Source organism: Oxalobacteraceae bacterium OTU3CAMAD1, from assembly GCA_024123915.1.
GTDB lineage: Bacteria > Pseudomonadota > Gammaproteobacteria > Burkholderiales > Burkholderiaceae_D > Rugamonas.
This window is the reverse complement of the sequence record CP099650.1, coordinates 5,133,260-5,152,337: the sequence shown is the minus strand read 5'-3', so window position 1 is coordinate 5,152,337 and position 19,078 is coordinate 5,133,260. Positions and strand designations below refer to the sequence as shown.

19 protein-coding genes and 3 tRNA genes are annotated in these 19,078 nt (G+C 63.3%); 12 read left to right on the top strand and 10 right to left on the bottom strand.

The features are described 5' to 3' along the window. Nucleotides 1-27: 27 nt before the first annotated feature. Complete coding sequence (locus NHH88_21855) at nt 28-867, bottom strand: HDOD domain-containing protein (GenBank protein ID USX12327.1); 840 nt, start codon at nt 865-867, stop codon at nt 28-30. Nucleotides 868-1,100: 233 nt separating this feature from the next. Continuing rightward, the gene (locus NHH88_21850; protein ID USX12326.1) at nt 1,101-2,384 is read right to left on the bottom strand and encodes a D-amino acid dehydrogenase; all 1,284 of its coding nucleotides are present in this window, start codon (nt 2,382-2,384) and stop codon (nt 1,101-1,103) included. A 99-nt stretch (nt 2,385-2,483) separates the two neighbouring features. Between NHH88_21850 and NHH88_21845 the strand changes: the two genes are divergently transcribed. The 4 genes from NHH88_21845 to NHH88_21830 all read left to right on the top strand — a co-directional run bounded on the left by NHH88_21845 (nt 2,484) and on the right by NHH88_21830 (nt 6,623). Then, nucleotides 2,484-2,975, top strand: a complete 492-nt coding sequence (locus NHH88_21845) for an Lrp/AsnC ligand binding domain-containing protein (GenBank protein ID USX12325.1) — start codon at nt 2,484-2,486, stop codon at nt 2,973-2,975. 86 nt (nt 2,976-3,061) lie between these two features. Next, on the top strand, nt 3,062-4,618 hold the full coding sequence (locus tag NHH88_21840) for a hypothetical protein (GenBank protein ID USX12324.1): 1,557 nt from the start codon (nt 3,062-3,064) through the stop codon (nt 4,616-4,618). A 152-nt stretch (nt 4,619-4,770) separates the two neighbouring features. After that, entirely contained in the window at nt 4,771-5,268 is a 498-nt protein-coding gene (locus tag NHH88_21835; protein ID USX17395.1) for a hypothetical protein, read from the top strand. Between the two features lie 53 nt (nt 5,269-5,321). Next, nucleotides 5,322-6,623: an FAD-dependent oxidoreductase gene (locus NHH88_21830; GenBank protein ID USX12323.1), complete on the top strand. Its 1,302-nt coding sequence runs from the start codon at nt 5,322-5,324 to the stop codon at nt 6,621-6,623. Nucleotides 6,624-6,793: 170 nt separating this feature from the next. Here NHH88_21830 and NHH88_21825 read toward each other — a convergent pair whose 3' ends face one another. Continuing rightward, nucleotides 6,794-7,507 carry a histidine kinase gene (locus NHH88_21825; GenBank protein USX12322.1) on the bottom strand — a complete coding sequence of 238 codons (714 nt, stop codon included), beginning with the start codon at nt 7,505-7,507 and terminating at the stop codon, nt 6,794-6,796. A gap of 157 nt (nt 7,508-7,664) precedes the next feature. Next, nucleotides 7,665-9,305 (bottom strand): response regulator, encoded by a 1,641-nt coding sequence (locus NHH88_21820; GenBank protein USX12321.1) that lies wholly within the window; start codon nt 9,303-9,305, stop codon nt 7,665-7,667. A gap of 202 nt (nt 9,306-9,507) precedes the next feature. Between NHH88_21820 and NHH88_21815 the strand changes: the two genes are divergently transcribed. Further along, a complete protein-coding gene (locus NHH88_21815; GenBank protein ID USX12320.1) occupies nt 9,508-9,924 on the top strand; it encodes a hypothetical protein in 417 nt (138 codons plus the stop codon). Nucleotides 9,925-9,990: 66 nt separating this feature from the next. Here NHH88_21815 and NHH88_21810 read toward each other — a convergent pair whose 3' ends face one another. The 3 genes from NHH88_21810 to NHH88_21800 form a co-directional block, all read right to left on the bottom strand. Next, on the bottom strand, nt 9,991-10,968 hold the full coding sequence (locus tag NHH88_21810; GenBank protein ID USX12319.1) for a diguanylate cyclase: 978 nt from the start codon (nt 10,966-10,968) through the stop codon (nt 9,991-9,993). Between the two features lie 291 nt (nt 10,969-11,259). Continuing rightward, nucleotides 11,260-13,461 carry an ATP-binding protein gene (locus NHH88_21805; GenBank protein USX12318.1) on the bottom strand — a complete coding sequence of 734 codons (2,202 nt, stop codon included), beginning with the start codon at nt 13,459-13,461 and terminating at the stop codon, nt 11,260-11,262. Nucleotides 13,462-13,624: 163 nt separating this feature from the next. Beyond that, a complete protein-coding gene (locus NHH88_21800) occupies nt 13,625-14,464 on the bottom strand; it encodes a response regulator (protein ID USX12317.1) in 840 nt (279 codons plus the stop codon). A gap of 321 nt (nt 14,465-14,785) precedes the next feature. Here NHH88_21800 and NHH88_21795 point away from each other — a divergent pair, with 321 nt between their 5' ends. The 3 genes from NHH88_21795 to NHH88_21785 all read left to right on the top strand — a co-directional run bounded on the left by NHH88_21795 (nt 14,786) and on the right by NHH88_21785 (nt 15,291). After that, the gene (locus NHH88_21795; GenBank protein USX12316.1) at nt 14,786-15,013 is read left to right on the top strand and encodes a hypothetical protein; all 228 of its coding nucleotides are present in this window, start codon (nt 14,786-14,788) and stop codon (nt 15,011-15,013) included. 38 nt (nt 15,014-15,051) lie between these two features. After that, entirely contained in the window at nt 15,052-15,204 is a 153-nt protein-coding gene (locus NHH88_21790) for a hypothetical protein (protein ID USX12315.1), read from the top strand. Nucleotides 15,205-15,214: 10 nt separating this feature from the next. Next, nucleotides 15,215-15,291 (top strand) — tRNA-Arg (locus tag NHH88_21785). Between the two features lie 71 nt (nt 15,292-15,362). Here the strand turns inward: NHH88_21785 and NHH88_21780 are convergent. Then, nucleotides 15,363-15,824 carry a cache domain-containing protein gene (locus NHH88_21780; GenBank protein USX12314.1) on the bottom strand — a complete coding sequence of 154 codons (462 nt, stop codon included), beginning with the start codon at nt 15,822-15,824 and terminating at the stop codon, nt 15,363-15,365. A gap of 147 nt (nt 15,825-15,971) precedes the next feature. Between NHH88_21780 and NHH88_21775 the strand changes: the two genes are divergently transcribed. Together NHH88_21775 and NHH88_21770 are read left to right on the top strand one after the other, a co-directional pair. Further along, nucleotides 15,972-16,048 (top strand) — tRNA-Arg (locus NHH88_21775). 171 nt (nt 16,049-16,219) lie between these two features. Continuing rightward, nucleotides 16,220-16,296, top strand: a tRNA-Arg gene (locus NHH88_21770). A gap of 62 nt (nt 16,297-16,358) precedes the next feature. Here NHH88_21770 and NHH88_21765 read toward each other — a convergent pair. After that, nucleotides 16,359-16,706, bottom strand: coding sequence for a hypothetical protein (locus NHH88_21765; protein USX12313.1), 348 nt, complete (start codon nt 16,704-16,706; stop codon nt 16,359-16,361). Here NHH88_21765 and NHH88_21760 point away from each other — a divergent pair. Together NHH88_21760 and NHH88_21755 are read left to right on the top strand one after the other, a co-directional pair. Beyond that, a complete protein-coding gene (locus NHH88_21760) occupies nt 16,696-17,841 on the top strand; it encodes an alpha-hydroxy-acid oxidizing protein (protein USX12312.1) in 1,146 nt (381 codons plus the stop codon). The genes NHH88_21765 and NHH88_21760 overlap by 11 nt on opposite strands. 10 nt (nt 17,842-17,851) lie before the next feature. Next, nucleotides 17,852-18,445, top strand: a complete 594-nt coding sequence (locus NHH88_21755; GenBank protein ID USX12311.1) for a YdeI/OmpD-associated family protein — start codon at nt 17,852-17,854, stop codon at nt 18,443-18,445. Nucleotides 18,446-18,463: 18 nt separating this feature from the next. Here the strand turns inward: NHH88_21755 and NHH88_21750 are convergent, their stop codons facing one another. Beyond that, complete coding sequence (locus NHH88_21750) at nt 18,464-19,054, bottom strand: TetR/AcrR family transcriptional regulator (GenBank protein ID USX12310.1); 591 nt, start codon at nt 19,052-19,054, stop codon at nt 18,464-18,466. Nucleotides 19,055-19,078: the final 24 nt, after the last annotated feature.

Sequence of the window (19,078 nt, the reverse complement as noted above, 5' to 3'; positions counted from 1 at the left end):
GACCGCGACACGCCGGCCCGGTGGCGCTCAGACCAGCAGCGCGGCGTTCATTTCGGCGGCGTCGTTGGCCGCTTCCTTCAGCATCTCCGCCAGTTTGTCCTCGTCGATGAACAGGTCGATCGCCGAGTCGGAGTGCGGCGGCAGCTCGCGCTGCGGCTCCTGCAGCGGCGAGCGCACCGGCGTCAGGTGGTTGGCCAGCAGCAGCGTGTCGAGCAGCGAGTCCGGCGGGATCGACATGAAGCTGTCGCGCAGGCCTTCGATGGCGTCGGCCACCGGCTCCGGGATGCACAGCTTGCGCATCACTTCGCGTGTGATGATTTCCTCGCTGGCCGAGTGCCAGTTCTCCGGGTCTTCCTCGAGCAGGCCGGGGAATTCGTCGGCGCGCGACAGCAGGTAGAAGCCGCCCACCTCATGGACGATGCCGGCGAACAGCGCGGTGTCCTCGTTGACGCCGGTGACGTGGCGCGCGATCAGGCGCGCCAGCGCGGAGACGGCGATGGTGTGGTCCCACAGCGCCTCGGCCTTGGCGCGCAGTTTGGGATCGGTGATCTTGCTGCCGAACTGGCGCACCACCATGGCGGCGGCCAGCGCGAACAGGTTCTGGTAACCGATCCGCATGATCGCGCCGCGAACGTTGGTAATCACGGGTGCGCCGGAGCGGTTGAACATCGCCGAGTTGGCGATGGCGACGGTGCGCGCGGCCAGCAGCGGTTCGGCCAGCACCAGGCCGATCGCCTTGTCGACCGGGCATTCCGGATCGTCCAATGCCAATTGAACGCGGAGCGCCGCGTTTACGCTGGTGGGGAACACCAGTTCGCCACGGATGGCCAGGGCCGCAATATGGCCGAATGCTTCAAGTTTGTTCATGATTAAAATTATACGCACGCTACGGCCCATTCTCAACGCCATGATGACGATGTTGTGGGTTCCGGGTGCGATAGAGGCGGGGATGCGACAGTGGCGACGTGCAGAAGGAGGCGACCGGCGACGAACGGGGATGTCGCATGACCACGGAGACACGTAGGGCGGATTAGCGCGAAGCGCGTAATCCGCCATGCATGCGCCGCAAAGAGCGCCTGCAAAGAGGGGAGAGGCCCGCGTTAAGCGCTCGCCAACCGAGGCTGGCGCGGCGCCACGGCGCCACTGTACCGTGCCACCGACAAATCATCGGCCAGAATCGCCGGACGGCGTGCCGAAATGATATCGGACAGCAGCTGCGCCGAGCCGCACGACATGGTCCACCCCAGCGTGCCGTGGCCGGTGTTGATGAACAGGTTGCGCAGCGCGGTGCGGCCGACGATGGGCGTGCCGTCCGGCGTCATCGGCCGCAAGCCGGTCCAGAAGCTGGCCGAGGCCGTGTTGCCGGCGCCAGGGAACAAGTCGTTAACCACCATCTCCAGCGTCTCGCGGCGGCGCGGATTGAGGCGCGTGTCGAAGCCGGCGATCTCGGCCATGCCGCCGACGCGGATGCGGTCGTCGAAGCGCGTCACGGCGATCTTGTAGGTCTCGTCCAGGATGGTCGACACCGGCGCGGCGGCCGCGTTCACGATCGGCACCGTGATCGAATAGCCCTTGAGCGGATAGACCGGGATGCTGACCAGGTTCTTGAGCAGGCTGGTCGAATACGAACCGAGCGCGACCACGTACGAGTCGGCGGTCACGACTTCGGCGCCGCAGCGCACGCCCTTGATGTCGTCGCCCGAAGTGATCAGCCCGGTGATATCGACGCCGTAGCGGAAGTTGACGCCCAGCTTTTCGGCCATCGCCGTCAGCCGGGTGGTGAACAACTGGCAGTCGCCGGTCTCGTCGTTGGGAAGGCGCAAGCCGCCGACCAGCTTGTTCTGATCCAGGCCCGGCTCGGCGCCGGCCAGTTGCTCGCGGCTCAGCAGTTCATAGGCGACGCCGGTGTCCTTGAGCACGGCGATGTCCTTGGCGGCGTCGTCGAGCTGCTTCAGGGTGCGGAACAGCTGCGTCGTGCCTTGCTGGCGGCCTTCGTATTCGATGCCGGTGGCCGCGCGCAGGGTCTTGAAGCAGTCGCGGCTGTACTCGGCCAGGCGCACCATGCGTTCCTTGTTGACTGCGTAGCGCTCGGTGGTGCAGTTCTGCAGCATCTGCCACATCCACTGCAGTTGGAACAGGGAGCCGTCGGGCGTGATCGAGAGCGGCGCGTGGCGTTGCAGCATCCATTTCATCGCCTTGAGGGGGATGCCGGGCGCGGCCCACGGCGAGGCGTAGCCGGGCGAAATCTGGCCGGCGTTGGCGAAACTGGTTTCCAGAGCGGGGCCGGGTTGACGGTCGAGCACGGTCACGTCGTGGCCGGCCTGGGCCAAATAATAGGCGCTCGTGACGCCGATAACACCGCTACCAAGAATGACAACGCGCATGCGAACCCCTATTATTTATGTTAGCCAGATATTCCACTATGGTATGCTCGTCTCGCTAGCATTTGTTACCGTATAAATTCGATTATTTAGTGGATTATCATGCGAATTCAAAAGGAATCGGTCCGCGCCCTGGACAAGCTCGACCGCAAGATCCTGCACATCCTGCAAAGCGACGGCCGCATCTCGATGAAGGATTTGAGCGAGCAGGTGGGGCTGTCGATCACGCCGGCCATCGAGCGCGTCAAGCGCATGGAGCGCGACGGCGTCATCACCGGCTACCACGCGCGCATCGATCCGCCGGCGCTGGGCGCCAAGCTGCTGGTGTTCGTCGAGATCACCTTGAACCAGAAATCCGGCCCGGTGTTCGAGCAGTTCCGGCGCGAGGTCTTGCGCATCCCGGAAGTGCAGGAGTGCCATCTGGTGTCGGGCGACTTCGATTACCTGATCAAGGCGCGCATCCACGAGATGGCCGAATACCGCAAGCTGCTCGGCGATATGCTGCTCAGCCTGCCCGGCGCGGCGCAGTCCAAGAGCTATGTGGTGATGGAAGAGATCAAGGAAACCCTTTTCCTGGCGACCGGGGCCGGCTAGGGCCGCGTACGTGGCCGTACGTGACCACGTGGCAGCTGCGCTTCAGTTAAAATCGCAGCTAGGTAATTTTATGAATCGGAGCAAGTGTGAATAGTCACCACGGTACTCCACCGACCGCCCACGTCGTGACCGTCCGCTCGCTGGACGAGCATCTGTCGTCGGACCAAAGCTTCAGCTCGGCATACGCGCGCGCGGTCGGCGCGATCGCCGGCAACGAAGGCAGCCTCACCCTGGCGCAGTTCGCCGCCGTCACCGACATCGCCGGCGACGGCAAATCCTCGGCCGTGTTCACCGCGCTGGTGCTCAACGCCATCGAATCGGGCATCGACGTCGACTGGGCCTTCAACGCGCTGGCGCGCAGCTGCGCCGGCATCGACCAGGCCGCGCGCGAGAACGCGCTCGGCATGACCATCCCGCTGCTGGCCTTGCACGGCGGCGACGCCCGGGCGCTGGCGCAGCGGCTGGCCAAGGCGCTGTCGGTGCGCCTGTCGCCGGACGACGTGCAGAAGTTGCCGATCGTCGAGCAGCGCGGCCTGCTTGCCAACCTCGGCGAGCAGGCGCGGCGCCTGGTGCGCGGGCGCTCGCTGGCCGATACCGTCGCCGAGTTCGGCCGCAACGCGGGCCAGCCGGAACTGGTCGAGCACGCGCGCAATTTCCAGTCCGGCGACATCGACCACGACCAGCTACGGCAACTGGTCGGCAGCACCACCGCGTCGATCACGCACGACATCAGCGCCTACCTGGACCAGGCACGGCTGCTGTCGATGGGGGAGGCCACCGCCGCCACCCTGGTCAGCGCGGCCAACGACCTGAAGAACCAGGTTCTGCAACGGCTGACCTTGGTCGACCAGCGCATCGCCCATGAGCGCCGCCTGCTGGCCGAGGAGATCGACGACGCGGTGCACGACGCCGGCAACGCCATCGAGCTGGCCATCGGCGACCGCCTCAACACCGATCAGTGGAAAGAGGAGGAGGTCTGGGCCAGCATTGGCCGCCAGCAGTTCGGGCAGGAGATGGAGCGGCGCCTGGATCGCATCGTGCGCCGCAAGGAGCAGTCTCTGCATTTGATGCAGGAGGACTTGCGCCTGTTCCAGTCGGCGATGCGGCTCAACCAGTCGTCGGTGTTCCAGCGGCAGCACCATTCGACCCTGGCCAAGCTGATGCCGCGCCTGCGCATCGGCACGCGCCTGGTCAACAAGGTCGACACGGCGGCCAACGTCACCTTGATGAGCGGGGCGGTGGTCGCGGCCGGCACCGGCACCGCGGCCTATCTGATCGGCGCGGCGGTCGTGTTGCCGGTGGTGGCGCCGGCGGCGCCGTTCGTCGGCGGCGCGGTGCTGCTGGCGGGGGCTTTCAAGTGGTTCACCGATGGCGGCAAGCGCAAGCGCACCGAGATTCGCGACAAGCGCGCCGCGTTCGAGCAGGAGTTGCGCAAGCAGTTGCAGGCGGCCGAGCAATCGTTCAACGACCAACTGAACCTGGTCGCGCAGGGTTTCCACGAGTCCGCGCTGCAATTGCTGACACCGCTGTTGCTGGAGGCGGAGGCCGCCGCGCGCGTGCCCGGCATGCGCCAGCGCATCGCCGACCGCGTCATCACGCAGGCGCAGACGGCGATCCGCCAGCTGGACGCCGAGTTGCGCTAAGCCGGCGCCGCTGGCGGGGTACTTTCGCTCTTGCCTCTAAGGCAAACTTGCAAAAGCGTATGTTCGCTAACGAACGGAAATAGTGCTCCAGACTTGTTATTATGTTCCTTGAGCAACTTCGCTCAACAATAAATAACAATATGGGGCACATCATGAAAGCCAAACTCATTGCGGCCAGCTTGCTGGCTTTGTCCGCCGCGAGCGCCTTCGCCGGCAGCACCAACGTCTCGGTCAGCATCGGCCAGCCGGGATTTTACGGCCGCATCGACATCGGTGACTATCCGCAGCCGCAAGTGATTTATCGCGAACCGCTGATTATTCAGCGTCCGACGCACTATGTGGAGCGCGCGCCGATCTATCTGCGCGTGCCGCCGGGCCACGCCAAGAAGTGGTCCAAGCACTGCGGCGCTTACAACGCCTGCGGCCAACCAGTGTATTTTGTTCAAGATAGCTGGTATAACAATCAGTATGCGCCGGTATATCGTAGCCGCCATGGTGGCGGCGACCGCCACGACGACCGTCGCGACGACCGACGTGATGACCGCCGCGACGACGACCACGGCAAAAACAAGCACAAGGACAAAGACCACAAGGGGCATGGCAACGGCCATGGCAACGGCAACGGCAACGGAAACGGCCGCGACCGTTAAGCGCGCCCATTAAGACCACAATGCGGTGCAGGCCGCCGCCACAGGAGAAACATTTGCATAGCAAAATAGTCATTGTAGGCGGCGGCGCGGGCGGGCTTGAACTCGCCTGCAAACTGGGGCGCAAGCTGGGTCCGGAAGCGGTGATGCTGGTCGATAGCCGGCTCTACCATATCTGGAAGCCGTCGCTGCACGAGGTGGCGGCCGGCACCCTGGACGTGCATCAGGAAGGGTTGTCCTACCAGATGCTGGCGCACGACAATGGCTTTACGTTTGCCTATGGGCCAATGGTGGCGCTCGACGCCGCGCAGCGGCTGGTGACGGTCGGCGCGATACGCGGCGTCGAACCGACGAACGAACTGATCCTGCCCGAGCGGCAGATCCGCTTCGACTCGCTGGTGCTGGCGGTCGGCAGCACCTCCAATTATTTCGGCGTGCCGGGCGCGGCCGAACATACTATTTCCCTCAACGCCACCGAGGACGCCGAGCGCTTCCGCCTCACCTTGCTCAAGCTACTGACCCTGGCGTCGCTGAAAAAGAGCGCGCAGCCCGATGCCGGCATCGATGTCGTCATCATCGGCGGCGGCGCCACCGGCGTCGAGCTGGCGGCGGAATTGCGCGAAGCCAGCGGCGTGTACGCGGCCTATGGCTTCCGCCAGTTGCAGGCCGAGCGCGACGTGCGCATCACCTTGATCGAGGGCGCGCCGCGCATCCTGGCGCCGCTGCCGGAGAAGGTATCGACGGCCGCGCTGGAACTGCTGCATCAGCGCGCGGTCACCGTGGTCACCAATACCCGGGTGACGGCGATTTCCGCCATGCAGGTCAGCGCCGGGGAGGTGTCCTATCCGGCGCAGATCGTGGTGTGGGCGGCCGGCATCAAGGCGCCCGATTTCCTCAAGGGCTTGGGGCTGCCGACGGTGAAATCGGGGCAGATCGATGTCGGTCCTGATTTGGCCGTCAAGGGCTTCGATTATATTTACGCGCTGGGTGATTGCGCCGCGTGTGCCGGGCCGGACGGCAAGCTGGTGCCGCCGCGCGCGCAGGCCGCGCACCAGCAGGCGGATTATCTGCTGACCACCTTCCTGCGCCAGCAGAAGGGCAAGCCGCCGCAAAGCCACCCGTATGTGTACCGCGATTATGGCTCGCTGGTGTCGTTCGGACAGACCACGTCGGTGGGGAGCTTGATGGGATCGCTGAAGGGATTGAGCTGGTTTGTCGACGGTTTCGTCGCGCGGTTGATGTACACCAGTTTGCATCTGATGCACCACCAGGCGGTGCTGGGGACGATACGCACCGGGGCGCTGGCGCTGGCGCGCTTCCTGATCAAGCGCAGCACGCCGTTGGTCAAGTTGCATTGAGCCTGGTCACTGCTGTTTGAGAGACCTTGGAGACACGTAGGGCGGATTAGGCGGAACGCCGTAATCCGCCATCTATGAGCCGCTGGCAACGCACGCATTGGCGGATTACGCTTCGCTAATCCGCCCTACGTGGTTTAGATGTTGTTCAGGACGGCGGTCCGCCGCTGGCCTTACATCGCGTTCACGGGCTTCGGCAAAATCATCGTCAACGCGACGCCGCCGTTGACGCCTCCCGCCAAGGTCAAGGTGCCGCCCAGATACGCGGCGCGCTCGCGCGCCATGCGCAGGCCGAACTTGCCCTTGACCTGACCCGGCGCGGCCGACGCCGGACCGCCCAGGCCCACGCCGTTGTCCTTGACAGTCAACATCACCTCGTCCTCGTTGTCGTCGACAATCACGTCCACCTCGGTGGCGCTGGCGTGGGTGGCGATGTTGCGCAGCGCTTCCTCCAGGGTGTGCAGCAGCACGATGCCGTGGCTGCGCGGACAATCGAGCTCGTCATCGGGCAGGCTGCAGCGGGCCGTGATCTTTTGCTGCTCGCCGAACTGCTCGACCAGCTCGCCCAGGGCCACGCGCACGCCGAGGAACTCCAGCTTGTCGTTCCATAGTTTGAGCTGCATCTGGCGGTTGGTCTCGACGATCTGCATCAGCAGCTGCTTCATGTGCGCGGCGCGGTCCTGCAGCGCTGGCTCCTGCGGCATCTTCTGCATCAGCAGGCCCAGATGCATGGTGAGCGCCGTCAGCGACGAGCCCAGGCTGTCGTGCAGCTGGCGCGACAGCGAGCGCCTTTCGTTATCCCAACACGTATGTACGTGGCCGAGCAGTTCGCTCAAATCCGCGCTGCGCAGCGCGTCCTGATGTTCTTGTGGAGCCGGTAAGGACATGGTTTTCTCTGAAGTGATGTTAGCGGACCGGAGTTGCGGTGGGTAACCGCTTTTTTTCCGGCAGACTTATCGTGTTCGGATGATACCCGAGCTTCGCAAAGTGTGGCGCACCGTGGCGCCGCAGCCACGGCGCTTTTTCTCCGATTATTCGACCGGCTTATTTGACCGGCAATTCGGTGCAACTGCCGATCACTTCCATCAGGTGGTCGATATCGACCGGCTTGACCAGATGGCGGTCGAAGCCGGCGTCGAGCACCCGCCGCAGGTCCTCGGCCAGGCCGTAGCCGGTCAGCGCGATCAGCTTGATGTCGCGCGTGGCCGGGTCGGCGCGCAACCGGCGCGCCACCTCGTAGCCGTCGATGCCGGGCAGGCCGATGTCGACCAGCGCCAGGTCCGGCCGGAAGCGCGCCGCCACCTCCAGCCCGCGCAGGCCGTCCTCGGCGTACTGCACCTCGTAGCCGTAGCAGCTGAGCATCATGGCCATCATTTCGCGGCCGTCCTCGTTGTCCTCGATCAGCAGCACGCTCGGCTTGCCTTGCTCGTGCTCCTGCGCGGCCGGCGCCGGCGTCGGCGCGGGGGCGACCTGGTGCTCGATGCGCGGCATCCTGAGCGTGAAGGTGCTGCCGCCGCCCGGGCCCTTGCTTTCCGCCTCGATGCTGCCGCCGTGCAGTTCGGTCAAGCGGCGCACCAGCGACAGGCCGATGCCCAGGCCGCCCTGCGCGCGGTCGAGGGTGCTCGAGCCCTGGACGAAGACGTCAAACACGTGCGGCAGCAGGTCGGCCGAGATGCCGACGCCGGTGTCGCGTACGCTGAGCACGACGTCGTCGTTCTCGGTCCAGGTGCGCACTTCGATGCGGCCGCCGGGCGGCGTGTATTTCAGGGCGTTGTCGATCAGGTTGCTGGCGATCTGCTCCAGCCGGGTCGGGTCGCCGTCGATCCAGCCGGGGTCGAGGTCCTGAATCAGCTGGTAGTCGCCGCTGCGGCCGGTGGCGCGGAAGGTTTCGAGCGTGTGCGCGACCAGCGCCGACAGGTCCAGCGGCGCCCGGTTGAGCAAAATCTTGCCGGACATGGCGCGCGACAGGTCGAGCAGGTCGTCGACGATGCGGCCCAGGTGCTGGCTCTGGCGCTGGATGATTTTCTTGGCGCGCTGCACGCCGTCGGTGGACACCCCCGGCAGGCCGATCAGCGAGGCGGCGCTGCTGATGGCGCTAAGCGGATTGCGCAGTTCGTGGCCCAGCATCGCCAGGAACTCGTCCTTGGCGTGGTTTTGCCGCTCGGCTACCTGGCGGTCCTCGATCTCGCGCGTCAGCCGTTTATTGGTGGCGGTCAGTTCGGTGGTGCGCTGGCTCAACTGGCGCGCCTGCTTCTTCAATTCCTCGTTCTTGACCGCCAGCGCGACGAACACGGCGATCTTGGCGTACAGGATCTGCGGAATCACCGGCGTGAACAGGAAGTCGACGGCGCCGCGCTGGTAGGCCTTCAAACGGTCCAGCTCGTCGGCGAGGAAGGCGGTGATGAAGATGATCGGGATGTCGGCCGAGCGCGCGCGCTGGTGGATCGCCTCGGCCGTCTCGAAGCCGTCCATGCCGGGCATGTTGACGTCGAGCAGAATGACGGCGAAATCGTGCATCAGCACCTGCCGCAGCGCCTCCTGTCCGGAACGCGCCGCCAGCACTTCATAGGATTCCTGCTCGGCCCACTGGGCAAGCAAGCTAGTCAACGCGAACAAGCTGTTCGCGTCGTCATTGACGACCAGGATCTTTGGTTTTTCTATTTTAGGCACGGGGTCTCTGCTCATGCTGATACTGCGAAATCTTCGCGGCGTAGATGCAGCCAGAGAAGCACCTGGGGATCATAGCAATTGCCTATATGAATGTCAAAACCTCAACCGGCAATCGAACCGGTCCTTGCGCCTGGCGACGCCAATGTTTGATTCCGCACAGACCCGCCGTGGCGCGGCTGTCACAGTGCAGTTGTAACCCCCACTAAAGGAAAACATCATGAATATCGATACCATCGTCGACAAGGAATATGTAGGGCTGAGTTTCCGGGCCTTGGCCGAAGCGCCGGTGAGCGCCCTGCGCGGCATCAGCCCCAAGGACGCCAAGGCGCTGGCCCAGGCCTTCGACGTGCACAGCGTGCGCGACCTGTCCAAGCTGGAGTTCGTCAAGTGGGCGCAAGCCATCGCCACCCTGGCCGATCACGAGCAGGAAACGCCGGAAGAGCAGGCCAAGGAAACGCTGCTCGATGGCGGCATCGAAATGACGTTCCCGGCCAGCGATCCGGTGTCGGTTGATTCGGGCATCACGCGCATCGAGGTCCCTCCGGATATGGTCAACGCCAAGGCCGACCATCAGAACGCCGGCAAAGTCGAAGAGAACAACAAAGGCGGCAAGCAAAAGGCCGCCGCGCACTAAGCGTTTGTCCTCGACAAAAGAAGAAGGGCGGCTATCTCAGCCGCCCTTTTTTTTCTTGCCCGGCTTTCAGGCCGGCGCCGGCGACCTGACGTGTTGCCTTGTCGGCTGGTTGCGCAGCGTCTGCGCGGTGCAACTGCGGTTCTTGCCCGAGCGCTTGGCCTCGTACAGCGCGGCGTCGGCCATGGCGATCACCGAGGCGACCGCGTCGGCGTCGTCCGGGAAGATGCCGATGCCGATGCTGGTCGACAGCTGCAGGGTCAGGCCGTTGATGAGGTAGGGTTCGGAGACCGCCTCGATCAGCTTGCTCGCCGGCTCCTGCGTGTCGCCCAGGTGCGCGATATTGCCCATGACGATGACGAACTCGTCGCCGCCGACGCGGGCCACCGTGTCTTCCTTGCGGGCGCAGCCGACCAGGCGCTGCGCCACCATTTTGAGGATGTCGTCGCCGGTGGCGTGGCCGTGGGTGTCGTTGATGGCTTTAAAACCGTCGAGGTCCAGGTACATGACGGCGGCCTTGTTCTGCTGGCGCGTCGCGTGTTGCAGCACGGTGGCGATGCGGTCTTCGAGCAGGCGGCGGTTGGGCAGGCCCGTGAGCGGATCGTGCAGCGCCAATTCCTGCTGCTGGCGGCTGTACTGCGCCAGTTCCTTGTAGAGCAGGCGCACCTCCAGCATGTTATGGATGCGCTTGTGCACCTCGAGCAGGTCGAACGGTTTGCTGATGAAGTCGCGCGCGCCCGCTTCCAGCGCGGCGATCTTGAAACTCGGTTGGGCGGTCAGGGCCAGCACCGGCAGGTAGCCGCCCTGTTCGATTTCCTTCAAGCCCTTCATGACCTGGAAACCATTGAGCCCCGGCATTTGCAGATCGAGCAAAATCAAGTCGTAGCACTGCTGGCGGTGCATCGGGCACACCTGTTCTGGCAGCATCGTCGACGCGACATTGGTATAACCGGCTTCGCGCAGGATCTCCAGCATCAGGTCGACGTTGTCGGCACTGTCATCCACCACCAGGATCTTGGCGTGCAGAATTTCGTCTCGGCTCGGCATATTTGTCTCTGTCTGTCTCTTAAAACGGCCGGAATGGCCGGGAAAACGCCCATAATAAATCGATAATATAGCAAACCGATGTGCTGCGGCGCACACATCTGTAACTTATTGCCGCATGGAAATTATTGTACCCTTTTCCCGCGAATTTTTGTAGTGTAACAAGCCTCCAGCAAATTGCTTGTAGGACAGTGCCGCGTCTCAAAGTAGGAGGGAATATGTACTGTGTGGCAATAATGGTTACGTCTGTTTATCGCATGCCATTGTCGTTCTTCCCTTGTTGACCAGAGGATATCACGCGTGGCGGTGCGCGGCGCCCATGGCCGCCACTTTTGAGATGAGCTCGCTCGGTTCGACGGGCTTGGAGATGTGGGCCATGAAGCCGCTCGACAGGGCGCGCACCCGGTCCTCCGAGCGCGCGAACGCGGTCAGCGCGATGGCCGGGAGATTGCCGCCGTGCGCCGGGCCCAGCGCGCGGATACGGTCGAGCAGGCCGTAGCCGTCGACCTCCGGCATGCCCAGGTCGCTGACCATCAGGTCGGGCCGCGCGTGCTGGAGCAAGGTGAGCGCCTCGGTGGCGGTGGCGGCGGTCAGCACGTCGGCGTTGCAGTCATTAAGTATGCGTTTGATCAACTCGCGGGCGTCGTCTTCGTCGTCAACGACCAACACTTGCAAGCCGGATAAATCATGCGTCGCAGCAGAACGCACGCCGCCGGCGTCGGCCGCCGCCTCTTTTTTACCGCCGCGGCGCGGCAGGCGCACGGTGAAGCAGGCGCCCAGGCCCTCGCCGGCGCTCTCGGCGCTGACGGTGCCGCCATGCTGCTCGACCAGATGCTTGACGATCGATAAACCCAGTCCCAGTCCGCCGTGCTGGCGGGTGGTGGTGGCGTCGGCCTGGCGGAAGCGTTCGAACACATGGGCGATGAAGCCGGGCGCGATGCCGATGCCGGTGTCGCGCACGAAGATGGCGACCTGGTCGCCTTCGCGCCGCACGCCGATCGTCACCATGCCGCCATGCGGGGTGAACTTGATGGCGTTGCTCAGCAGGTTCCAGATGATTTGCTGCAAGCGGTTGGCGTCGCCGGCGACCATGCCGGCCAGCGCCTCGAACTCGGCGTGCAGGTGGATGTGCTTGGCCTGGGCGGCCGGGCGCACCGTCTCGACGGCGGCGGCGGCGATCGCCGATGGCGACAACGACAGCATTTCGAGCTGCACCTTGCCGGAGGCGATGCTGCTCATGTCGAGCAAATCCTCGATCAGCTGGGCCTGCGCGCGGGCGTTGCGTTCGATGGTCTGCAGGCCGCGGTGCAGGTCGGCCTGGTCGCGGCTGCCCCGGCGCAGCACCTGGGCCCAGCCCAGGATGGCCGTCAGCGGCGTGCGCAGCTCGTGCGACAGGGTGGCCAGGAATTCATCCTTCATCTGGCTGGTGCGCTCGGCCTCGGCGCGCGCCTGGCGCTCGCTGTCGAGCAGCACCTTGCGCTCCTCGGCCGCTTGCTGGGTGGCCTGGTAGAGGCGGGCGTTGTCGATCGCGATGGCGGCCTGGGCGGCGACGCCGCCGATGATGCGCTCGGTGCGCTCGGAAAACATGTCCGGTTCCGGGTGGCCGAAGCACAGGCAGCCGATCACCGCGCCCGAGCTCAGCGCCACCGGCACGGCCAGGTAGCTGCGCACCTGCGGCTGGCCGGACTGCGCCTGGCCAGCCTCGGCATGCAGGTCGTCGCTGCGCACCGGGCCCTTGCCGCCCATGTTGGGGCCGAGCAGGGCGGCCGCGCGCGGTTCGGCGAAGCTGGCGAAGCCGGCCGGCGCGCCGCGCGACAGCGTGTGCAGCAGCGCCGCCTCGCCGGCGCCGTCCAAACCCTGGTGGAAGAAGGCGCCGAAGCGCGCGCCGCTGATGCTGGTGGCGGCGTCGGTCAGTTCCTGCAGCAGGGGATGCAGGTCGCGGGTGGAGGCCAGCGCGGTGCCGGTGCGGTTGACCAGTTCGAGCACGGCGGTTTCGTCGCGCAGCGCTTCCTGGGCCCGCTTGACCTGGTCGACGTCGGTGCAGGTGCCGAACCAGCGCAAAATCAGGCCGTTGCTGCCGCGCACAGGGTTGGCGCGCGTGAGGAACCAGCGGAACTCGCCGTCGGCGCTGCGGATCGGCACCTCCAGCTCGAACGGCGCGCCGCTGGCGCGGCACTGTTCCCACAGCTCGACCATCGCGTCCAGGCAATCGGGGGCGTAGACGTCGCGCCAGCCGCCGGCGGCCATCTGCTCGGGCGAGGTGCCGGTGTAGTCGTACCAGCGCTGGTTGTACCAGATCATGGTGCCGTCCTGCTCGGCGATCCACGCCAGCTGGGGCATCGAATTGGCGAGCGCGCGCAATTCGAGTTGGCTTTGACGCAGCGCCTCTCGCGCGCTCAGCAATTCCTCATGGGCGCTTTGCGCTGTGATGAGCATGGCGTCGTCCGCCAGGGAGGCGGAGGGTAGGACGTCGTTGGGCTCGTTGGGAAGAATCATGTGTCGCTTCAGGCTGCCGCGAGGCCTGTGCCGCCGGGTGGCGGCCGCAGGTTCGCCAGGCTAACGCTTGACGGTTTACGGTGTCTTCATTGTAACGCTTTGCTAACGCCGGCACCGCACGGTTGACGCTATCGCCGCCGGGCGCGTGGTCGTTCTAGCGCTATCACGGGGCGCTTCCGCGCAGGCGCACGGCGATTTGGTCGAGTGCGCTCTGCAATTGTTCGATGTCGTATGGTTTTTGCAACGATCTTGCCGGAAACTCCAGGTGGCGGGTCAGCTCGTCGCCGTAGCCGGAGGCGAACATCAGCTCCAGTCCCGGCGCCTGCTGCAGCGCCCGGCGCGCCAGGTCGACCCCGGACATGCCGGGCAGGCTGACGTCCGTAAACAGGATGTCGAACGATAGTCTTGACAACTCCGGCAGCGCCTCCTCGCCCGAGGCGGCCGGGTGCACCTCGTGGCCGAGCGCGCGCAGCGTCTCGCACACCAGGTAGCGGGCGTCGGCGTTGTCCTCGACCACCAGCAGGCGCAGCGGACGGGTGTCGGCTGCGGCCGGCGCGGCCTGCATTGCCTGCGATGGCGACAGCGCGCACAGGATGCCGGCCACGGTGTCGCCGTCGTCGCGGATCGGCGTGTAATACAGGTCCAGCGCGAGCTGGCTAACGCCGCCGTTGCGCCACACCGGCAGGCTGTTGCCGAGGTAGCTGGCGCTGTGGCCGTCCCAGGCCTGGCGGATGGCCGCGCTGTTCCAGCTCCACGCGGCCGGCTGCATCGACGGCACGTTGGCGCCCGGCGCGCGCAGGCTGGCCAGGCCGATCAGCGACGCGTAGGCGTTGTTATAGACCATGACTTGCTCGCGTCCCCACATCAACACCATCGGCAGCGGCGAATTGAGCAGGATGTCGACGGTCAGGCGCAGGCAAGGCGGCCAGCCGTCGCGGGCGCCCAAGGCGGTGCGTGACCAATCGGTGGTGGGGAGGGGCGGCGCGGAGTCGGTTCGATTCATACTGTGTGGACGGCCTGTTTATGATCTGTTATCTGTTCTTATGAAAAGGCAAAGCTGATCGAATCGTACACGGTAAAAAAAAAGCCCGCTACAGGAGCGGGCTAAATCTATTTCCTTGGAGGAGAATAGAGGAGACAGGTCAATGATGCTGCAACGCGCAATCGAATGCAAATTTTTATTGATGATGATCGAGATCACAGCTGTGAATAAGGCCGAAAAGGTAGATTTTTTGTCCATGTTGCAGTGCATCTGGCGGGGTGCTTGGGATACACTGCGGCACAGTCTACATAGCGGCCGAGGCCGCAAACAGGGAGGTTTGCCATGGTTACCGTCGTCCGTCACCGTAAAGTAAATATTGTTGTACTGGAGCAAAACGAGCAACTTGCCAGTCACTGCAAGGCTGGCGATATCGGCATCGTTTCCGACGACCAGGGCTGGTGGGTCAAGTTTGTCGGGGAGGGCGGGCAGGTCGATTGTTACGGCGTACCGTATCCTTCGTACAACGAAGCGTTGTGGTCGGCGAAGGCGGCGGCCGAATTCGGCGTGTGATTCGCGTGGGCTGGACAAGCCGGGAAAGTGTCCCTATAATGCTGCTTCTTTCGAACGGCACGCCGGTTGAAAGAGGTGCAACAGAGTATGAAATGGCTGTGCGCAAAGAAGTTGATTTGGTGATGTTCATCCCAAGCCAACTAAACGATAGAAAAAATCGAACTTTGCAAAACGAAATTAATGCTTTATAATGTTGCCAACGCGGCTGTAGCTCAGCTGGATAGAGTACTTGGCTACGAACCAAGGGGTCGTGGGTTCGATTCCTGCCAGCCGCACCAAAAATTCGTAAGTGGAAGGGCCTGAAGAGAAATCTTCAGGCCCTTTTGCTTTGCGGCGCAGATGTCTGCGATCAGTCTTTATAGATGCCGCAGGCGACGGTCATGTCTTCGTAACGTTCGACGTACATCGATTTTTTCTGCACCGCCTTGGTCACCGGATCGGGCCATTTATAGTCCTGCCAACCCGAGCCCTTGGTTTTGGCAATCTCGATGCGCTCGCGCGTGATCAATTTGCCGTCCAGGTCTTTCAAGTCGATGATGTTCTTGCCGGCCATCTTGGCGTTGTTACCATTCGCCAGGTTGACGCCTTCCAAAGTGCCCACCGAAACGTAGAGATCGCGGTCGCGGTATTGCGGGCTTTGCGCCTGTATCTCCTGGATGACTTTTTCCTTGCCTTGTTTCTTCATATCGGCGATGACCTTCTTCACCATCGCCACGGCGTCTTTGGCGCTGGCGCGTTCGGCGTCGGCCGCGCCGGCGCTGCCCACGGCGAAGGCCGTCATCATCACCATGGTCTGCAAAAAGCGTTTCATCGTAGTCTCCTCGGGTTAAAAGTAGTCGTTCATCATAGTTGCGACTCGGTTCCAGGGAAAGACAAATAGTTGGTTTGAGGCAAAACCGGAATTTCCTAAAAGGAATGCTTCTCCAATCAGAAAAACGCTGCTATAATCTTGTCTTTCGCGGCTGTAGCTCAGCTGGATAGAGTACTTGGCTACGAACCAAGGGGTCGTGGGTTCGATTCCTGCCAGCCGCACCAAAAATTCGTAAGACGAAGGGCCTGAAGAGAAATCTTCAGGCCTTTTTTCTTTTCAACTCCGGGGTCAGGTCCTCCACTGCTACACGGCCTCTGCGCTATGAAATAATGTGTGAACATTTCTGTTCCCGGAGCTTTTAGATTTGAGATTGCCCTGCTATAATGTTGTCTTTCGCGGCTGTAGCTCAGCTGGATAGAGTACTTGGCTACGAACCAAGGGGTCGTGGGTTCGATTCCTGCCAGCCGCACCAAAAATTCGTAAGTAGAAGGGCCTGAAGAGAAATCTTCAGGCCTTTTTGCTTTGTGGCGCCCGTTATTTGGCGTTGGCGCCTGTCGTGGCGGGTTGTTTGGCGCACTGGCCGGACAGAATCGCCCGTTCCATCGGATCGTCGACCTGGCGGATGGCTTCCTGGGTGCAGTTGCCCTTCGTTGCCGGCGGCGGCGCCGGAACCTTGCTCATGTTCTTATAGGCGAGGGTGCAGAGCAAAGCCGCCGCCATCACCACAATCACCGTAGTGCCCTTGCTGCCTGGTCGCGCCAAAATCAACTCCTTGATTATCCTGCCTGGATGGCTATTGTAGCCCCACATTCCTATTGGCATTTTCACCAAAATGCCCGATGATTTGTCGATTATCGCCCAAGGAGTGTGCATGACCATCATCACCAGTATCGAAGACCTGCGCGTTCTGGCCAAGAAGCGCGTTCCGCGCATGTTCTACGATTACGCCGATGCCGGCTCCTGGACCGAATCGACCTACCGCGCCAACAACGAAGACTTCGCGAAAATCAAATTCCGCCAGCGGGTGGCCGTCAATCTGGAGAACCGCACCCTGGCCAGCACCATGGTCGGGCAGAACGTCACGATGCCTGTGGCCCTGGCGCCGACCGGCCTGACCGGCATGCAGCACGCCGACGGCGAAATTCTCGCCGCCAAGGCCGCCGAAAAATTTGGCGTGCCGTTCACCTTGTCGACGATGAGCATCTGCTCGATCGAGGACATCGCGGCCAACACCAGCAAGCCTTTCTGGTTCCAGTTGTATGTGATGAAGGACCGTGAATTCATCAACCGCCTGATCGACCGCGCCAAGGCCGCGCGCTGCTCGGCGCTGGTGTTGACGTTGGATTTGCAGGTGCTGGGACAGCGCCACAAGGATCTGCGCAACGGCCTGTCGGCGCCGCCCAAACTGACCGTCGCCAACATGATCAACCTCGCCACCAAGCCGCGCTGGTGCTTCGGCATGCTGGGTACCAAGCGCCGCAGCTTCGGCAATATCGTCGGCCACGCGACGTCGGTGTCGGACATGTCGTCGCTGTCGTCGTGGACCAGCCAGCAGTTCGATTTGAGCCTGTCGTGGAAGGATGTCGAGTGGATCAAGCAGCGCTGGGGCGGCAAGTTGATCATCAAGGGCATCATGGACGCGGAGGATGCGCGCCTGGCCGTTGAAAGTGGCGCCGACGCGCTGATCGTCTCCAACCACGGCGGCCGCCAGCTCGATGGCGCGCAATCGTCGATCGGCGCGTTGCCTGCCATCGTCGAGGCGGTCGGCAAGCAGATCGAGGTGCACATGGACGGCGGCATCCGCTCCGGCCAGGACGTGATCAAGGCGGTGGCGCTGGGCGCGAAAGGCGTCTATATTGGACGTCCGTTCCTGTATGGCCTGGGTGCGATGGGCGAGCAGGGCGTGAGCAAATGCCTGGACATCATCCGCAACGAGGCCGACCTGACGATGGCTTTCTGCGGACTGCGCGATCTGCAGCATATCAACCGTAACATCCTTCTTCCCGGGACCTACTGAGAGGCGAGCCATGAAAGAGCACATCCTGAATCCGAAAGTCGACGCCTATGTTGAACGGCTGAAGAACTGGGTGGACGAGGTGCGCGAGCTGCGGGCGATTTGTCTCGATAGCGGCCTTGGCGAGGATTTGAAGTGGGGCGTGCCGTGCTATACGCTGGACGGACGCAACGTGGTGTTGATCCACTCGTTCAAGGAGTATTGTGCGCTGCTGTTTTTCAAGGGGGCGTTGCTGAAGGATGCCAAGGGTATCCTGATCCAGCAGACCGATAATGTGCAGGCGGCACGGCAGGTGCGCTTTAAGAGCGTCGAGGAAATCCGCAAGCTGAAAGCCGTGTTGAAGGCTTATATCGCGGAGGCGACGAAGGTTGAGCAGTCCGGCCTGAAGGTCGAGTTGAAGAAGACCGAGGAGTTTTCGGTGCCGGAGGAGTTCCAGGCCAAGCTGGATGAGATGTTGGACCTGAAAACCGCTTTCGAGGCGTTGACGCCGGGACGCCGGCGGGCTTACCTGCTGCATTTTTCATCGGCCAAGCAGTCGAAGACCCGCACCGCGCGGGTGATCAAAGCCATTCCCGATATCCTGAGCGGGAAGGGGTTGGATGATTAGCGGTTGGCGGAGCTTGGGCTAACTGACGGCGCTGGCGGCCGGCGCCAGCGCAGCGACGATGAGGGACTCGAGATCGGCCGCCGCCAACCGTTCACTCACGCGTCCGCGCACCATCGCGGCTGACAGCGCCTCGGCTGCGCCGATGATGCCGATGCAGCGCCGGCGCAATGGTTCACTCTTTAGTGATGACACGGGCGCGAGCGCGCCGTGGAAGAAGTCGACGTAGCCGTCGATGATGCGCTCATGGCAGGCGTGCATCGCGGCGTCGCCCTGCATCGCCGCGCCGATAGCGTGCCACTCAGGTCCCAACGCCGCATGGCAGGCCATATACGCGGCCGCCATCATGCGCGCGATTGCCGGCAGGTTCGCGGGCGTGTTGGACAAATCGGCCGCCACTGCGGCCATCCGGCGTTCGTTGATTTCCTGGTACAGCGCGATCAGCAAGCCCGATCGAGTCTCGAAATGGCTGTAGGCGATCGGTTTGCTCACGCCTGCCTCTTTGGCCAAGGCGCCGAGCGTGAGGGCATCGGTCCCGTGTTCGCGCACGATGGCGTAGGCGGTGTTCAGCAATTGGGCCCTGCGGTCGGCCCGGGGTAATTTGTTCGTCAATGCTCGTCCTTGCGCGTGACAACA

What these genes read in the sequence shown, in the direction of transcription:
- NHH88_21825 (USX12322.1), bottom strand. Translation starts at nt 7,507, where the DNA reads ATGTCCTTACCGGCTCCACAAGAACATCAGGACGCGCTGCGCAGCGCG.
- NHH88_21850 (USX12326.1), bottom strand. Translation starts at nt 2,384, where the DNA reads ATGCGCGTTGTCATTCTTGGTAGCGGTGTTATCGGCGTCACGAGCGCC.
- NHH88_21800 (USX12317.1), bottom strand. Translation starts at nt 14,464, where the DNA reads ATGAATCGAACCGACTCCGCGCCGCCCCTCCCCACCACCGATTGGTCA.
- NHH88_21810 (USX12319.1), bottom strand. Translation starts at nt 10,968, where the DNA reads ATGCCGAGCCGAGACGAAATTCTGCACGCCAAGATCCTGGTGGTGGAT.
- NHH88_21855 (USX12327.1), bottom strand. Translation starts at nt 867, where the DNA reads ATGAACAAACTTGAAGCATTCGGCCATATTGCGGCCCTGGCCATCCGT.
- NHH88_21760 (USX12312.1), top strand. Translation starts at nt 16,696, where the DNA reads ATGACCATCATCACCAGTATCGAAGACCTGCGCGTTCTGGCCAAGAAG.
- NHH88_21835 (USX17395.1), top strand. Translation starts at nt 4,771, where the DNA reads ATGAAAGCCAAACTCATTGCGGCCAGCTTGCTGGCTTTGTCCGCCGCG.
- NHH88_21755 (USX12311.1), top strand. Translation starts at nt 17,852, where the DNA reads ATGAAAGAGCACATCCTGAATCCGAAAGTCGACGCCTATGTTGAACGG.
- NHH88_21805 (USX12318.1), bottom strand. Translation starts at nt 13,461, where the DNA reads ATGATTCTTCCCAACGAGCCCAACGACGTCCTACCCTCCGCCTCCCTG.
- NHH88_21780 (USX12314.1), bottom strand. Translation starts at nt 15,824, where the DNA reads ATGAAACGCTTTTTGCAGACCATGGTGATGATGACGGCCTTCGCCGTG.
- NHH88_21795 (USX12316.1), top strand. Translation starts at nt 14,786, where the DNA reads ATGGTTACCGTCGTCCGTCACCGTAAAGTAAATATTGTTGTACTGGAG.
- NHH88_21790 (USX12315.1), top strand. Translation starts at nt 15,052, where the DNA reads ATGCTGCTTCTTTCGAACGGCACGCCGGTTGAAAGAGGTGCAACAGAG.
- NHH88_21815 (USX12320.1), top strand. Translation starts at nt 9,508, where the DNA reads ATGAATATCGATACCATCGTCGACAAGGAATATGTAGGGCTGAGTTTC.
- NHH88_21765 (USX12313.1), bottom strand. Translation starts at nt 16,706, where the DNA reads ATGATGGTCATGCACACTCCTTGGGCGATAATCGACAAATCATCGGGC.
- NHH88_21845 (USX12325.1), top strand. Translation starts at nt 2,484, where the DNA reads ATGCGAATTCAAAAGGAATCGGTCCGCGCCCTGGACAAGCTCGACCGC.
- NHH88_21820 (USX12321.1), bottom strand. Translation starts at nt 9,305, where the DNA reads ATGAGCAGAGACCCCGTGCCTAAAATAGAAAAACCAAAGATCCTGGTC.